Source organism: Hydrogenobaculum sp. (assembly GCF_049967395.1).
Taxonomy (GTDB): domain Bacteria; phylum Aquificota; class Aquificia; order Aquificales; family Aquificaceae; genus Hydrogenobaculum.
Genome location: NZ_JBMFST010000038.1, coordinates 1 through 14,608, shown reverse-complemented (window position 1 = coordinate 14,608; position 14,608 = coordinate 1). Strand labels below are relative to the sequence as shown.

Genomic DNA, 14,608 nt, shown 5'->3' with positions numbered 1-14,608 from the left:
GCACTGTGGTAGTATCTATGATATGGAACCTATATCTGTCAATCTAAACGGCATCAAAAATGATAATATAGCTAGAGTTGCAAATGTAGAGGTTTTTCTATACGGAGTATGCAATAACTGCATAAATGTAAAAGCAAATTAGTTGATAAAGCTCTCACTTTCGTATAGAATATATAAATATGTTTTTTTGGAAAAAGTCGGATACTGAGAAAAAAGCAGAGGAAGGGTCTAAAGAAGCTATATTAGAGCTTATAAAAAGCGGCAAAACTTCTAAAGCAGAATCTATATTAGAAAAATTTAAAGACAACGAAGAACTAAGAAAAATACTATTTGATTTATACTTAAAAAATAATGAATATTACAAAGCCTACACGCTTATAGAAAAGTATAAAGATGTAGGCAGGGCTCCAGAAAGGGCTTTGGTATACGAAGAGTCTGGATATATTACAAAAGCTATAGAGGAATATTTAAAAATAGGAGATTTCAACAGCTTATATAAAGTAGGGCTTTTGTACAAACACATAGGGAATTACCAAAATGCTTTAGAATTTATCAATAGAGCTTATCAAATAGTCCCTTACGATAAGAAAAAAGAAGTAGAAGAGCTTTTATTTGACCTCAAAAAAATATTAGGAATAGTAGATATACCAAAAGAAAGTCTATTTGAAAAAATAAGCAAAACCCTCAAAAAAACAAAAGACACCATTTTGTTAAACACTATTTTCATAAATAGAAAAATAGACGAAGAGCTTTTTGAAGAACTGGAGGAGAAGCTAATAAGAGCAGATATAAACGTTAAGCTTGTTTTAAATATTGTAGAAAATCTCAAAAAAGAAGCTATAAAACGCAATTTGCAGACAGCAGAGCAACTCAAACCACTCTTAAAAGAAGAGCTTTTAAGCATTATAAAAAATTGTGGTAATAAAGATTTATTTTTCGAGCTTTTAAATGAAAAAGAAAAACCGTTTGTTATATTGTTCTTAGGTGTTAACGGATCTGGCAAAACTACTACGATAGGAAAATTGGCTAGCATATACAAGGCTCAAAACAAGAAAGTGCTTCTTGGAGCAGCAGATACCTTTAGAGCTGCTGCCATAGAGCAGTTGGAAGTATGGGCTCAGAGGGCTCAAGTAGACATAGTTAAAAAACAAGAAGGTTCTGATCCAGCGTCAGTGGCTTTTGAAGCTACTAAAAAAGGCTTGGAAGAAAACTATGATGTAGTAATCATAGATACGGCGGGAAGATTGCATACGAAAGAGCCACTTATAAATGAACTTAGAAAAATTAAAAAGTCTATTCAAAAAGCTTATGAAAAAGCCCCTCACAAAGCTTTGTTGGTTATAGATTCTACTATAGGCCAAAACTCTATATCTCAAGCAAAAATATTTAAAGAGGCTGTAGATATAAACGGTTTAGTGATAACAAAATTAGATGGTACTTCCAAAGGTGGAAGTGTTATTTCTATATGTAAAGATTTAGCGCTACCAATATATATGACAGCTGATGGCGAAAGAATGGAAGATTTAGATCCTTTTGATCCGGAAACGTTTGTAGACGCTCTACTAAGTTAGTCTACTTCCTCTTCTTCGTCTTTATCAAGTTTTTGTGCCAATACAAGAGCTCCCGCTACAGCTATTACTATAACAACCAATACAACAGCTCCTAAACCCTCAAAATGAAGAAAACCTAGGTTGTTCATTGAAGATATTTTATACTATCAATATAAAATCTATATAAAATCAAGCTAATTTTAAAAATAGCGCTCCTAACGGCGGGAGCGTTAAACTTATAGAAAAGTTAAACTTATGCCAGGGTTCGTTTTTAGCTTCTATAAATCCATCGTTTCCAACGTTAGAACCCCAATAGTAGATAGAGTCTGAATTTAATATTTCTTTATAAAAGCCCGGTTTTGGAACACCTACTTTGTAATGATGTCTTGGAACAGGCGTAGCGTTAAATATGCATAGCACAAAGTCACCGTTTTTGGCTTTTCTTAAAAACGAAAAAATAGACTGCTCTACATCTTGAAAATCAACCCATTCAAAACCTTCTTGATCATGATCTAATTCGTGTAAAGCTATCTCGTTTTTATAAATCTTGTTTAAATCTTTTACCAAATTTTGTACACCTTTATGCGAATCAAACTCTAGAAGGTGCCAATCCAAACTTTTATCATGGTTCCACTCGTCAAATTGGCCAAACTCATTTCCCATAAAAAGAAGTTTTTTACCAGAGCTCGCATACATATAAGATAGCAACAGTCGCAAATTTGCAAATTTTTGCCAGTAATCACCAGGCATCTTACCGATTAGTGAACCCTTTCCGTGCACCACCTCGTCGTGGGAGAGTGGTAATATGAAGTTTTCGTTAAAAGCGTAAAGCATTCTAAACGTTATATCTTGTTGATGATATTTTCTATGTATTGGGTCTTTAGAAAAATATCTCAAAGTATCGTGCATCCACCCCATATCCCATTTGAAACCAAATCCAAGCCCGCCTATGTAAGTAGGTTTGGTAACCATGGGCCAAGCTGTTGATTCTTCTGCTACTGTAAATATTCCTGGATTAAAGATATATACCGCTTCATTTAATTTTCTTAGAAAATCAATAGCTTCTAAGTTTTCTTTACCACCGTAAATATTTGGTTCCCATTCGCCCTCTTTTCTCGAATAATCGAGATAAAGCATAGAAGCAACGGCATCCACCCTAATGCCATCTACATGATATTTATCAAACCAAAAATTTGCACTGCTTATTAAAAACGCTCTAACTTCGTGTCTTCCGTAGTTAAATATATAGCTTCCCCAGTCAGGATGATACCCCTTCCTTCTATCCATATGCTCATAAAGATGCGTCCCGTCAAAGAAAGAAAGGCCGTAATCGTCCGTGGCAAAGTGAGATGGTACCCAATCAAGTATTACACCTATATCGTTTTGATGTAACAAGTCTACAAGATACATAAAATCTTTTGGCTCCCCATACCTAGAGGTTGGAGCAAAATAAGAAAGTGTTTGATATCCCCAAGACCCGTAAAAAGGATGTTCCATAATAGGTAAAAATTCCACGTGAGTAAAACCCATGTTTTTGACATACTCTACAAGCTGATGTGCTATATCTTTATAGGATAGAAAATTATTTTCTAAAGTCCTTCTCCAAGAACCAAGGTGTACTTCATATATACTTATAGGTTCTTTATAGTGGTTTAATTGTCTTCTTTTTAAAAGCCATGACTCATCTTTCCATTGGTATCCAGATATATCATAAATTATACCGGCGCTTTTTGGTGGGATTTCAGTGTAAAATGCAAATGGGTCTCTTTTCTCTAACTCATAACCTAAGTTTGAAACTATATAATACTTGTAAAGTTCATAAGTTTGAAGTCCTTCTATGAAAATTTCCCATATTCCAGAGCTTCCTTTTGGCCTTAAAGGGTATTCTTTTTTATTCCAAAAGTTAAAACTACCCTCTACATAAACTTCTTTTGCATTTGGAGCCCACACAGCAAAGTATACTCCATCTTTTAGCACATGAGCCCCAAGTTTTTCATAAAGGTGGTAATGGGTGCCTTCGTTAAAAAGATACAGGTCTTCTTCAGTTAATAGGCTTATATCGTGGTTGTATTTATAATAAGCCATTATTTTTTACTATATCTTCTAAAAAGCTAAAAAACTCGTCTTTTAGGTCCTCTCTTTGTAAAGCAAATTCAACTATAGTTTTTAAATAATCCAGCTTGTTACCCGTGTCATATACTCTTGCCTTAACTTTATAAGCGTAAACAGCCTCGTCTTCCAACAGCATTTTCATAGCATCAGTAAGCTGGATTTCTCCGCCTTTACCAGGTTTTGTATTTTTAAGCTTCTCAAAAATAGTAGGCGTAAAAAGATATCTTCCTAAGATAGCCAGATTTGAAGGAGATGTTTCTACATCTGGCTTCTCCACCATATTTTCTATCAGAAATATATCATCTTCTATTTCTTTTCCAGATACTATGCCGTATTTATATACTTCTTCTCTTGGAACTTCATAAACTGCAACTATACTTTTGCCAAATTTTTTGTAAAGGTTTTTCATTTCCGAGATGATGTTTACATCTGTCTGAATTACTATATCTCCGAGAGAGACAATAAAAGGTTCTGCGCCTACTACAGGTTCTGCTGTTAAGACAGCATGCCCAAGACCAAGCTGTTCTTTTTGTCTTATATATATTGGATTTATCAAATGAGATACCGTTTTTATGTTTTCAAGTAGATCCTTCTTGTTGTTTTTTTCTAAAAAAATCTCCAAATCTGTATTTACATCAAAATGATGCTCCAAAGGTCTTTTGTGCCTTCCGGTTACAAACACTATGTTTTCTATATTGCTCATCAAAAGCTCTTCTACAATAAACTGGATAACTGGTTTATCTATTATGGGGAACATTTCTTTTGGCATTGCCTTAGTAGCTGGTAAAAACCTTGTGCCCCACCCAGCAGAAGGTATAACGGCTTTCCTAACATCCATATGCTTGTCCCCTTAGTGTTGTTTAAAATAGGTGAGACAGGGGTCGAACCTGCGACCTACGCCTTGTAAGGGCGTCGCTCTCCCACTGAGCTACTCACCTTAACTAAAAATATAATAACATAAAATAAAAAAGTTTGCACAACTTTTAAAAGTGCATGATGAGTATCATTTATTATGAAGTTTTTATAATTTGTTATTATAATATCCTTATATGAAAGGTTTTACCAAAGAAGAGAAAAAAGCGGTATTAGGAATAACATTTGCTATATCAGTAAGAATGCTGGGGCTTTTCTTACTTTTACCAGTTTTATCTCCTTACGCAAAGAGCTTACCAGGTTCTACGGCAATGCTCGTAGGATTGGCGTTTGGTACATATGGTTTTGCTCAAGCGTTTCTGCAAATTCCATTTGGTTATCTATCTGATAAATACGGTAGAAAACCTATTATAACGATAGGTATGCTAACCTACGTACTTGGAAGCTTTTGGGCTGGTTTTGCCCATACAGCTATAGAACTGGTGTTAGCTAGGTTTGTCCAAGGGTTTGGGGCTGTCTCTTCAGCTTTATCTTCTTTAGCAGCAGACCTCACCCGAGAAGAGGTAAGAACACAAGCTTTTGCTCATATAGGAGCAGCAATAGGTATGGTTTTTGCCTTTTCTATAGTAGTAGCTCCTATTATGGCTCATTATTTAGGTGTTCCTATGATGTTTTATATTACAGGTATACTATCTTTCGTGGCGATGTTATATATTTTGCTTTTTATAAAGGAGCCAAAAGTACACGCGAAAGATAGAGAAATACATCCGTCTTTGAAAAATATCTTAAAGCTTATGAAGGATAAAAATCAAATAATGTTAAACACTTCAGTAACCATAGCTCATTATTTTTTAGTTTCTGTATTTACGGTGGTACCCATTTATTTTATAAAACATGGTTTTCCAAAATCTCATCATTGGATAGTGTATTTACCTACAGTATTTTTAGCGTTAGTTATAATGGTACCAGCCACTATAGTTGCAGAAAGAAAAGCTAAGATGAAGGAAGTTTTTCTAACGGCGATTTTTGCTTTGATAGTTGGTTTTACATTGTTTTTCGTATTTAGGGGAGTGTTAGCTGGCGCTTTGTTGATAATGTTTTTCTTTATTGGATTTTTCTTGCTAGAACCTATTATGCCGTCTCTTTTGACAAAGTTAACCCATAAGGATTTGAGAGGGCTTTCAATGGGCTTTTACAATATGAATCAGTTTGTTGGCGCTTTTTTGGGAGGTCTTTTTGGCGGTATCTTTCTCACAAGCCCAAAAACTATGTCTATAGTTGATGTTGCAATAGGAACAATCTGGCTTATATTAACTTATAAATGGTTAAGTTCAATAAAGATACCAAGAAGCTCAAAAGAAGTGGAAGAAGAGTTTCTAGAACCGCCTGGACTCTATTAATAGTTTCTGCACTATTTTTGTTTTCTTGTGCCAGTAGCACCGACACCTATGACTATTATGTTTCATCTAAAGTAAGCTCATTGGTAGGCGCTGATTTAAGTAAGCTTATTGAAGAATTTGGCCCGCCATCAAGCGTTGTTAAGTTAAAAAACGGCTCTCGTATATTTAGTTATATATTTGTAAAAAGGTATGTGTATCCATCCACTTGCACTGGTTATTCTTATTATTTTGGAGCTGTAGATTGTTTTCCGCCAGAAGTTGAAGAAAGGAAGTTTTATGCAAATTTTTGGGTAGACAAGAATGACAAAATTTATAAGGCTGAATTCTCAAATGGCAAATTTTAGTTTCTATCCCTCTTCTATAGGTTCTGATTTGATTATATAATTTTTCCCCTTCTTGTATACTTTAAAGCGTTTATAATATCCCTTTCTAATATCTTTCACAAAGAAATACTTAGGCAAGTAATACATAAGAGCTAAGACTGAAAGGAGTATACTAATACCTATGTAATCATCTATATGCATATAAGGTGCCCTTATCAAAAGCTCTCTTAATACAGCTATAATAGTTGTTTTTATAATAAGCGCTGTATCAAGGCGCCTTTCTTTCAAATACACTATCATAAGCCTGAAAAGCTCTGCCAATATAAAAAGATACGTAAACTTTGGAAGTATCTTAGAGAATGAGTATTTATCATATATCATATATCTACCGATATCTATAATAGCGAGAACACTTAAATAAAATAGCAACAATGTCAAAGATACGATGATAGCGTCTTCAAAAAATTCAAACAAATCTCCAAGTTTATCGTGTAGTTTATGAGGTTCTAGCAGGGCTCTATAAGTTTTATGTAGAGTTTTTAGGCTTTTCATAAAATTATTATATAAAATTTCTTATTTTAAAAGCTGGAAAATATATTAAAATATATATAACAAACCTTTAAGGAGGAAAAGCCATGAAAATAACCTTAAGCGTTATCAAAGCTGATATTGGAGGATATGTGGGTCATTCTTGTACCCATCCAGATGTTGTAAAAGCAACAGAAGAATATGCTAGAAAGTTTGTAGGTAATCTTATCATAGATTTAAAAGTCCTTACCTGCGGAGATGACATAGCTCTTGTTATGACTCATCAACATGGTGTTGACAGCGAGAAAATACATAAGTTGGCATGGGATGCCTTCAGCGCTGGAACTGAAGTGGCAAAAAAGCTAAAACTTTATGGTGCTGGTCAGGATTTGTTGACAGACGCTTTTAGTGGGAATATAAAAGGTTTAGGTCCTGGTGTTGCCGAAATGGAGTTTGAAGAAAGGCCATCAGAACCTGTTATAGTATATTTTGCAGACAAAACGTCCCCTAGCGCTTGGAATCTTGCCCTTTACGAGATGTTTGCTAGCCCAATGAATACCGCTGGTCTTGTTATAGACCCAAAAATGCACGAAGGTTTTACCTTTACTGTGTTGGACGTTTACACTGGAAAAGCCGTTAAGCTAAGCGCACCGTCAGAGCTTTACGATTTGTTGGCTCTTATCAGTTCAGCATCAAAATATGTGGTTAAAGAGGTGCATAGAAACATAGACGGTGAAATAGCTGCCGTCGCGTCTATTCAAAAGTTGTCTTTAATAGCTGGCCAATATGTAGGAAAAGACGATCCAGTTATGATTGTACGTACTCAAAGCGGTTTTCCGGCGGTAGGTGAAGCTCTAGAGCCTTTTGCAAGGCCTTGGATAGTAGAGGGATGGATGCGCGGTTCTCACAATGGACCAATTATGCCTGTCGGTTTTGAAGATGCCACGCCATCAAGGTTTGACGGTCCACCAAGGGTGATAGCTGCTGGTTTTCAAATAGCCAACGGTATGTTGGTAGGTCCAAGGGACATGTTTAAAGACAAAGCTTATGATTATGCTAGAAAAGTAGCTTCTGATATAGCAAACATACTAAGAAGACAAGGCATTTTTGAACCCCATAGATTGCCAAGCGAAGAAATGGAATATACTACTTTACCAAAAGTTATAGAAAAATTGAGTTCAAGATTTTTTGACGTTGACAACAACGTAAGCAACGATAAATCAAACATGCTAGTAAAAGAAGATATGGATTAAGGAGGAATAATATAGCGTATGGCAAAAGGTACAGTAGCATATAAAATTTTAGAAAACCATTTGGTAAGTGGAAAGCTTATACCTGGTGAAGAAATAGCTATAAAGATAGACCAAACTTTAACTCAAGATGCCACAGGCACCATGGCTTATTTGCAGTTTGAAGCCATGGGTGTAGATAGGGCAAAGACAGAATTGTCTGTTAGTTATATAGATCACAACATGCTTCAAACGGACTTCAAAAATCCAGACGATCACAAATACCTTATAAGCGTTGCTAAAAGGTATGGTCTTTATCTTTCTAAGCCAGGGAACGGGATATGTCATCAAGTACATGTTGAAAGATTTGCAAAGCCAGGGAAAACTCTAATAGGCTCTGATTCTCATACTCCAACGAGCGGTGGAGTAGGAATGATAGCTATAGGTGCTGGTGGCCTTGATGTGGCTGCTGCTATAGCTGGAGAGCCATTTACTTTAAAAATGCCTAAAATAGTTGGTGTTGAGCTTATAGGATCGTTGCAAGAGTGGGTAAGCGCAAAAGATATAATTTTGGAGCTTTTAAGAAGATTAACAGTAAAGGGCGGTGTTGGTAAAATCTTTGAATATTTTGGTGAAGGCGTAAAGACGTTGACGGTCCCAGAGAGAGCAACTATTACAAACATGGGAGCTGAGCTTGGAGCTACCACATCAATATTCCCATCTGACGAGCAAACGAGACTATTTTTAAAAGCCCAGGGAAGAGAATCTGATTTTGTGGAGATACTACCGGATAAAGATGTAGAATACGACGAGGTAATAACTATAAACCTTTCTGAGCTAGAGCCTTTGATAGCATGTCCTCATTCACCCGACAATGTAAAAAAGGTCAGTGAAGTAGAGGGAATACCAGTAGATCAAGTTGCAATAGGTTCTTGTACCAATTCTTCCTTTGCTGATTTAACAAGAGCATCGTTGCTTTTAAAAGGGCAAAAAGTAAACGATGATACTATTTTTGCCGTTTCCCCTGGTTCAAAGCAGGCTCTCGAATATGCAACTCAAACAGGCATATTGTTAGATTTTTTGAAAGCTGGGGCTAGAATATTGGAAAGTGGATGTGGCCCTTGTATAGGTATGGGATATGCACCGCCTTCAGGAGGTGTGTCTGTTAGAAGCTTCAACAGAAACTTTGAAGGACGTTCTGGTACCAAAGACGCTAGTGTATATTTAGCTTCTCCAGAAGTATGTACCGCCTCTGCTATAGCTGGTGTTATAAAAGACCCAAGAAAGTTAGCAAAGGAAAGAAACATACAGTATAAAAAAGTAGAAATGCCAGAAAAATTTCCCTATGGGGACGAAGCCATAATACCACCACTACCAGAAGAAGAAGCAAAAAAAGTAGAGATATATAGAGGACCAAACATAAAACCTCTTCCAGACTTTGATCCCTTTGGAGACAATGTAAAGGCTAAAGTAGCAATAAAAGTTACAGACAATATAACCACAGACCACATCATGCCAGCAGGGGCTCAAATACTACCACTTCGCTCAAACATATACGCTATATCCGAATACGTTTATTATCTCGTTGATCCTGAATTTGTTAAACGCACAAAACAAAACAAAGAACAAGGGTACGAAAGTGTCATAGTAGGTGGTGAGAATTATGGGCAAGGATCTTCCAGAGAGCACGCCGCTTTAGCGCCTAGATTTTTAGGTGTTAGGGCTGTTATAGCCAAATCCTTTGCAAGGATACATCACGCCAATCTTGTTAATTTTGGTATAGCACCTTTGGAGTTTATTAACAAAAGCGATTACGATAAATTTTCACTTAATGACGAGATAGAGATAGTAGATATAAGAAAGTCAATAGAAGAAGGTAAACCTGTGAAAGTAAGAAACCTGACCACCGGCGAGGAAATTGAAGTAACTTACAATCTAACGCCAAAACAAAAAGAAATACTTCTTGGTGGTGGGCTTTTAAGATATATAAAATCCAAGAATAGGAGATAAGCATGGGGCACAAGAAAACTGTTTCTATCATAGGTGCAGGGAACGTAGGAGAACACATAGCATCTCTTTTGGTGCTTAAAGGTGCTGTAAACATAAGGCTTTTTGATTTGCCAAAGAAAGATGGGGAGAAACTGTACGCTCATGTAAAAGGCAAAGCTCTTGATATGCTCCAAATGGCATGCGCTCTTGGAATAGACACGGATATAAATGGTTTTGTAGTAGATCAAAACGGAAACGGTTACGAGGCGTTGGATGGTTCTGACATAGTGGTAATAACGGCTGGGTTTCCCAGGAAGCCCGGCATGTCCAGGGATGATCTTCTTGGTATAAATATATCTATAATGAATACAATATCAGAACAGATTAAAAAATACGCCAAAAATTCTATAGTGATAGTTGTTACAAATCCTGTAGATATAATGACTTATGCGGTATACAAATTGCTTGGATGCGATAGAAAAAGAGTAATAGGAATGGCTGGTGTGCTTGACTCGTCAAGGTTTAGAACGTTTATATCTTTAGAGCTGAACGTATCTCCAAAGGACGTGCATGCTTATGTAATAGGTGGTCATGGAGACGAGATGGTACCTTTGGTAAGCGTTTCAAACGTAGGTGGTATACCTATATCAACTTTAATCGATGAGAAAAAGATAAAAGAGCTAGTAGAGAGAACTAGGTTTGGAGGCGGTGAGATAGTAGATTATATGGGTACTTCAGCTTATCATGCTCCAGCGGCTTCAGTGGTTGAGATGATAGAATCTGTAGCGTTAAATGCAAAAAGGGTTTTAACATGCTCTGTGCTTTTAGATGAAGAAGCTTCTAAATATTATGAGGCTGAAAACTTGTGTGTAGGCGTGCCTGTAAAACTTGGTGAAAATGGAGTTGAAAAAATTGTGAAAGTACCAATGACAGATTTTGAAAGAGAGCTTTGGAAAAAGTCTGTAGCATCGGTAAAGAAAAATATAGCTATAGCAGACGAATTTGTAAGCAAGTATATATGAGTATAATAGATGCTTGGATAAAACATTTAGAGAGGACGAGGAGTGCTTTCACAAGAAATTCTTATATAAATCATATAAAAACGTTTTCGCATGTTGTTTCCAAAAACTTAGAAACCGAAGAAGATCTGTCAAATATAGTATCAAAGGATATTTATCGTTTTGTAGATTATGCTTCCTTGTCTCCGCAAACAATGTTGGCTATTTTTAGTGCCTTAAAACATTATATTAAATTTGCTTATAGAAGAAATATTTTATCAGAGGAAAATTACAACGATATATTAAAAGCTATAGAAGAAGTTAGAGAAGATTTAAATATGAAAAAACAAAAATATCCACCTAAAGCTCTATCCGAAGATGAACTAGAAAAAATATTTAAAGCGGTTAAAGGCACTAAATACTATAAAATATACAACCTTTTCCTCAACAGCGGTATAAGGCTTATAGAATTTGAAAAATTAAGACCAGACAACTTTTTTTTAGATAAATCAAATATTCTTTGGATAAGATTGGACGCCAACATGACAAAAAGAAACAAACCACGCATAACTCCAGTTATAAGCTTTAACAAGGATAAAACCATAGAGATTGGACTGCAAATATATGAATGGATAGGAAACTTTGAAGACAACTTTAGAGTTAAAAGAGGGGTTTTGCAAGTATATACAGATAGATTATCCAAAAGACTGAATATAGATTTTAGCATTCATAGCTTTCGGCACACTTATATTACGAATTTGGTAAACTATGGATTTTCAGCAGAAATTGTAAAAGAGTTTGTCGGGCATTCTGATATTAAAACCACAATAGATACATATTATAAATTTTCACAGAAAAGAGCCCAAGAACTTGTTAACAAGCTTTTTGGCAGCAACTAACACTATGGTATAATATTTATTATGCTTTTAGATATATTATCAAAAGCCAAAGAAGCTTCGGTTTCGGATATTCACCTAAAAGTAGGTGCGAAACCGTTTTTTAGAGCCCACAAAAAACTATATCAAGAGGAGTCTTTGCAGGTAATTACAGAACAGGATATGCAAAATATCGTGCAAGAGCTTACTAAGAAGTATCCCAATAAACTAAACGAATTTCAAGAAAAAGGAGAAATAGACATATCTTACGAAACAGATTTTTCAAGATATAGGGTCAACATATACAAGCAAAAAGGGTATACAGCCATAGCTCTAAGGGTATTATCAAACTTTATACCCCATCCGGAAGAGATAAACTTACCAAAGGTAATGCAAGATGTTGTATTAAAGTATACAAAAGGTATTATATTGGTAACAGGACCCACTGGTAGCGGTAAATCTACGACGCTTGCATCGTTAATCGATAGGATAAACGAAGTTTACGATAGAACTATTATAACCATAGAAGACCCAATAGAATATGTTTATAAAGATAAAAAATCCTTTATAGTTCAAAGGGAAGTTGGGCTTGACACCATGTCTTTCCAAAGTGGTCTAAGAGCAGCTTTAAGAGAAGATCCAGATGTAATACTTGTAGGTGAAATAAGGGACACAGAAACCGCTCTCATAGCCCTTCAAGCTGCTGAAACTGGACATCTTGTTTTTTCTACACTTCATACAATAGATGCAAAAGAAACCATAAATAGATTTATAGGCATGTTTCCGCTGGAGATGAGGGAACAAATAAAGCTTATGCTAGCAGGCTCTCTTGTTGCTATTTTTAGCCAAAGGCTGTTGCCAAGGGTTGATAAACCTGGAGTAATTCCAGCGATAGAAATTCTTCTAAACGTAGGTGCTGTAAAAGATATATTGTTGGATACCACAAGGTTAGATGAAATACCAGAGCTTTTAAGACGCAACAAAGCAGCCTATGGTACTCAGGATTTTGATACGCACTTGTTGGAACTGTATAACAAAGGTATTATATCGAAGGAAACAGCACTTTTACATGCATCTAAACCTCAAGATATGGCATTAAAGATGCAAGGCATAACATGATACAAAATCTGTCTGGAGATTCCAAGTTATTTCTAATAAATGTTGTATGGGCTTTTCTATTGTTTTTCGGCATAATAGGCTTTGTTTTTGTTAAAAGCTTAAAAAAAGAAAACGTTGAAAAAAAAGATGAATTTGATTAATATCATTGTTTTTACAATTTAAAATAATTATTATTTAATAATAAATCTTATTTAGGAGGTAAGAAATATGTCAGAACATGTTCATGTTGGCATGATGGTGCCAGATTTCGAAATGGAGACCTACAATCCAAAGACTGGATCCTTTGGAAAATTTAGCTTAGCAGAGGCTAAGGCAAACAAAAAATGGACAGTGTTGTTTTTCTATCCCGCTGACTATACTTTTGTATGCCCCACGGAACTTGCTGACCTCAAGAATATTCAAGATGAGCTCGAAAAAAATGGTGTGGAATTGGTATCTGTTAGCACAGATACAAAGTATGTGCACTTAGCTTGGGCTAGAGATGAAAAACTTTTGGAAGGTATAAAATTCCAAATGGGAGCTGATCCTACTGGTAAAGTTTCAAGGCTTTTCGCAGTGTATGATGAAAACACCGGCCTTGCATTAAGAGGCACTTTTATCATAAATCCAGAAGGCAAATTGGTAGCATCAGAAGTAAACTTCTACAATGTAGGAAGAAACGCTGATGAACTATTAAGAAAAATAAAAGCAAACATATATCTCATGAGCCATCCAGACGAAGCTTGTCCAGCAAAATGGCAAGAAGGTGCCAAGACTTTAAAACCATCAGAAGCTTTGGTAGGTAAAGTTTACGAAGCGTTAAACTCTTGAAGGTTGCTATGCCCGTCCCTTAGCGGGACGGTGTTTAAAATGTTAGCAAGTTTGACATCCGGTAGCTTTGGCTAAGCCTTGAGGCATATTCTTTATCAAAGTCAGCATAAACATAATACTTTGTAGTGTTTGAGGGTCTTTTAGCTCTTTTAAGACGCCAAATACGCTTGGTTTTTGTTCTTTCTGTGAGAATTCTTTGGTAGTTTGATTAATAGATTCAAGCAAATAACTACCAATGCTTTGAGCTCTAAGAGAAGCAAAATAATCTATTGTATCGACAATTATAGAAGCAACCCTTTCCAACATAGAATCAGAAAGAGCATTTCTTATAGTCACTAAAGCCTTTGCCGTATCTATAAGAGCTTCCATTCCTCCATCTTTAGCCAAAGTGGTCAACATTGGTATCATAGATTTTAAATCGGCCAATCTAACTTCATCAGATAGTTCACCTAATTCTGCCATAAAAGTCACTATTCTTTCTAACATAGAATCTGTAAAAGCATTGTCCATTACCACTAAAGCGTTAGAAAATCCAATAATAGCATCTATTGATTTGTTAAGCGAGTCCGCATTTTTAGCTATTTTCTCTAATACTTCTATAAGGGGTGAATTGGATATATAATCTGTTAACTCTAGGATTTTTGAAAAATTATGCACTATCCTCTCTATCATAATAGTAGGGATCGTTTCATCAATTGTGTAAACTCTCTTACTAAACATTAGTATATCACTCCTGGATAAAGGATTTCAAGTTGTTTTCTTATAATATCCCAATCTTTTATGGGTTTTATCCACTTGTCTT

The 14,608-nt window shown here is 35.6% G+C and carries 15 protein-coding genes and 1 tRNA gene; 10 read left to right on the top strand and 6 right to left on the bottom strand.

Annotation, left to right across the window (positions count from 1 at the left end; translation table 11 throughout):
• Positions 1 to 179 precede the first annotated feature (179 nt).
• Complete coding sequence (ftsY, locus tag ACP5S8_RS06130) at positions 180 to 1,571, top strand: signal recognition particle-docking protein FtsY (protein WP_461876110.1); 1,392 nt, start codon at positions 180 to 182, stop codon at positions 1,569 to 1,571.
• On the opposite strand, the gene ACP5S8_RS06125 is transcribed toward ftsY, so the two are convergent.
• The 4 genes from ACP5S8_RS06125 to ACP5S8_RS06110 all read right to left on the bottom strand — a co-directional run bounded on the left by ACP5S8_RS06125 (position 1,568) and on the right by ACP5S8_RS06110 (position 4,600).
• Positions 1,568 to 1,699: a hypothetical protein gene (locus ACP5S8_RS06125; protein WP_461871076.1), complete on the bottom strand. Its 132-nt coding sequence runs from the start codon at positions 1,697 to 1,699 to the stop codon at positions 1,568 to 1,570. The two genes, ftsY and ACP5S8_RS06125, sit on opposite strands and share 4 nt — an antisense overlap.
• A gap of 40 nt (positions 1,700 to 1,739) precedes the next feature.
• Positions 1,740 to 3,635, bottom strand: coding sequence for a 1,4-alpha-glucan branching protein GlgB (gene glgB / locus ACP5S8_RS06120; protein WP_461871075.1), 1,896 nt, complete (start codon positions 3,633 to 3,635; stop codon positions 1,740 to 1,742).
• Positions 3,622 to 4,500 carry a UTP--glucose-1-phosphate uridylyltransferase GalU gene (galU, locus tag ACP5S8_RS06115; RefSeq protein ID WP_461876109.1) on the bottom strand — a complete coding sequence of 293 codons (879 nt, stop codon included), beginning with the start codon at positions 4,498 to 4,500 and terminating at the stop codon, positions 3,622 to 3,624. The genes glgB and galU overlap by 14 nt, the downstream gene beginning before the upstream one ends.
• A 28-nt stretch (positions 4,501 to 4,528) precedes the next feature.
• Positions 4,529 to 4,600, bottom strand: a tRNA-Val gene (locus ACP5S8_RS06110).
• Positions 4,601 to 4,711: 111 nt separating this feature from the next.
• Here ACP5S8_RS06110 and ACP5S8_RS06105 point away from each other — a divergent pair.
• Entirely contained in the window at positions 4,712 to 5,935 is a 1,224-nt protein-coding gene (locus tag ACP5S8_RS06105; protein WP_461876108.1) for an MFS transporter, read from the top strand.
• Positions 5,857 to 6,279, top strand: a complete 423-nt coding sequence (locus ACP5S8_RS06100) for a hypothetical protein (protein ID WP_461876106.1) — start codon at positions 5,857 to 5,859, stop codon at positions 6,277 to 6,279. The genes ACP5S8_RS06105 and ACP5S8_RS06100 overlap by 79 nt, the downstream gene beginning before the upstream one ends.
• A gap of 3 nt (positions 6,280 to 6,282) precedes the next feature.
• On the opposite strand, the gene ACP5S8_RS06095 is transcribed toward ACP5S8_RS06100, so the two are convergent.
• On the bottom strand, positions 6,283 to 6,810 hold the full coding sequence (locus tag ACP5S8_RS06095; RefSeq protein WP_461870384.1) for a phosphate-starvation-inducible PsiE family protein: 528 nt from the start codon (positions 6,808 to 6,810) through the stop codon (positions 6,283 to 6,285).
• An 83-nt stretch (positions 6,811 to 6,893) separates the two neighbouring features.
• Here ACP5S8_RS06095 and fbp point away from each other — a divergent pair, with 83 nt between their 5' ends.
• The 7 genes from fbp to ACP5S8_RS06060 all read left to right on the top strand — a co-directional run bounded on the left by fbp (position 6,894) and on the right by ACP5S8_RS06060 (position 13,806).
• The gene (gene fbp / locus ACP5S8_RS06090; RefSeq protein WP_461876105.1) at positions 6,894 to 8,039 is read left to right on the top strand and encodes a fructose-1,6-bisphosphate aldolase/phosphatase; all 1,146 of its coding nucleotides are present in this window, start codon (positions 6,894 to 6,896) and stop codon (positions 8,037 to 8,039) included.
• A gap of 18 nt (positions 8,040 to 8,057) precedes the next feature.
• Positions 8,058 to 10,025 carry an aconitate hydratase gene (locus ACP5S8_RS06085; RefSeq protein WP_461870386.1) on the top strand — a complete coding sequence of 656 codons (1,968 nt, stop codon included), beginning with the start codon at positions 8,058 to 8,060 and terminating at the stop codon, positions 10,023 to 10,025.
• 2 nt (positions 10,026 to 10,027) lie between these two features.
• On the top strand, positions 10,028 to 11,026 hold the full coding sequence (locus ACP5S8_RS06080) for a malate dehydrogenase (RefSeq protein ID WP_461870387.1): 999 nt from the start codon (positions 10,028 to 10,030) through the stop codon (positions 11,024 to 11,026).
• The gene (locus ACP5S8_RS06075; protein WP_461876104.1) at positions 11,023 to 11,901 is read left to right on the top strand and encodes a tyrosine-type recombinase/integrase; all 879 of its coding nucleotides are present in this window, start codon (positions 11,023 to 11,025) and stop codon (positions 11,899 to 11,901) included. Before ACP5S8_RS06080 ends, ACP5S8_RS06075 begins: the two co-directional genes overlap by 4 nt.
• A gap of 21 nt (positions 11,902 to 11,922) precedes the next feature.
• On the top strand, positions 11,923 to 12,996 hold the full coding sequence (locus ACP5S8_RS06070; protein ID WP_461876103.1) for a type IV pilus twitching motility protein PilT: 1,074 nt from the start codon (positions 11,923 to 11,925) through the stop codon (positions 12,994 to 12,996).
• Positions 12,993 to 13,136: a hypothetical protein gene (locus tag ACP5S8_RS06065; protein ID WP_461870390.1), complete on the top strand. Its 144-nt coding sequence runs from the start codon at positions 12,993 to 12,995 to the stop codon at positions 13,134 to 13,136. The genes ACP5S8_RS06070 and ACP5S8_RS06065 overlap by 4 nt, the downstream gene beginning before the upstream one ends.
• 67 nt (positions 13,137 to 13,203) lie before the next feature.
• Positions 13,204 to 13,806 carry a redoxin domain-containing protein gene (locus ACP5S8_RS06060; protein WP_461870391.1) on the top strand — a complete coding sequence of 201 codons (603 nt, stop codon included), beginning with the start codon at positions 13,204 to 13,206 and terminating at the stop codon, positions 13,804 to 13,806.
• Positions 13,807 to 13,848: 42 nt separating this feature from the next.
• Here the strand turns inward: ACP5S8_RS06060 and ACP5S8_RS06055 are convergent, their stop codons facing one another.
• Positions 13,849 to 14,526 carry a helical membrane plugin domain-containing protein gene (locus ACP5S8_RS06055; protein WP_461876102.1) on the bottom strand — a complete coding sequence of 226 codons (678 nt, stop codon included), beginning with the start codon at positions 14,524 to 14,526 and terminating at the stop codon, positions 13,849 to 13,851.
• Between the last annotated feature and the right edge of the window lie 82 nt (positions 14,527 to 14,608).

What these genes read in the sequence shown, in the direction of transcription:
- ftsY (WP_461876110.1), top strand. Translation starts at nt 180, where the DNA reads ATGTTTTTTTGGAAAAAGTCGGATACTGAGAAAAAAGCAGAGGAAGGG.
- ACP5S8_RS06125 (WP_461871076.1), bottom strand. Translation starts at nt 1,699, where the DNA reads ATGAACAACCTAGGTTTTCTTCATTTTGAGGGTTTAGGAGCTGTTGTA.
- glgB (WP_461871075.1), bottom strand. Translation starts at nt 3,635, where the DNA reads ATGGCTTATTATAAATACAACCACGATATAAGCCTATTAACTGAAGAA.
- galU (WP_461876109.1), bottom strand. Translation starts at nt 4,500, where the DNA reads ATGGATGTTAGGAAAGCCGTTATACCTTCTGCTGGGTGGGGCACAAGG.
- ACP5S8_RS06105 (WP_461876108.1), top strand. Translation starts at nt 4,712, where the DNA reads ATGAAAGGTTTTACCAAAGAAGAGAAAAAAGCGGTATTAGGAATAACA.
- ACP5S8_RS06100 (WP_461876106.1), top strand. Translation starts at nt 5,857, where the DNA reads ATGGTTAAGTTCAATAAAGATACCAAGAAGCTCAAAAGAAGTGGAAGA.
- ACP5S8_RS06095 (WP_461870384.1), bottom strand. Translation starts at nt 6,810, where the DNA reads ATGAAAAGCCTAAAAACTCTACATAAAACTTATAGAGCCCTGCTAGAA.
- fbp (WP_461876105.1), top strand. Translation starts at nt 6,894, where the DNA reads ATGAAAATAACCTTAAGCGTTATCAAAGCTGATATTGGAGGATATGTG.
- ACP5S8_RS06085 (WP_461870386.1), top strand. Translation starts at nt 8,058, where the DNA reads ATGGCAAAAGGTACAGTAGCATATAAAATTTTAGAAAACCATTTGGTA.
- ACP5S8_RS06080 (WP_461870387.1), top strand. Translation starts at nt 10,028, where the DNA reads ATGGGGCACAAGAAAACTGTTTCTATCATAGGTGCAGGGAACGTAGGA.
- ACP5S8_RS06075 (WP_461876104.1), top strand. Translation starts at nt 11,023, where the DNA reads ATGAGTATAATAGATGCTTGGATAAAACATTTAGAGAGGACGAGGAGT.
- ACP5S8_RS06070 (WP_461876103.1), top strand. Translation starts at nt 11,923, where the DNA reads ATGCTTTTAGATATATTATCAAAAGCCAAAGAAGCTTCGGTTTCGGAT.
- ACP5S8_RS06065 (WP_461870390.1), top strand. Translation starts at nt 12,993, where the DNA reads ATGATACAAAATCTGTCTGGAGATTCCAAGTTATTTCTAATAAATGTT.
- ACP5S8_RS06060 (WP_461870391.1), top strand. Translation starts at nt 13,204, where the DNA reads ATGTCAGAACATGTTCATGTTGGCATGATGGTGCCAGATTTCGAAATG.
- ACP5S8_RS06055 (WP_461876102.1), bottom strand. Translation starts at nt 14,526, where the DNA reads ATGTTTAGTAAGAGAGTTTACACAATTGATGAAACGATCCCTACTATT.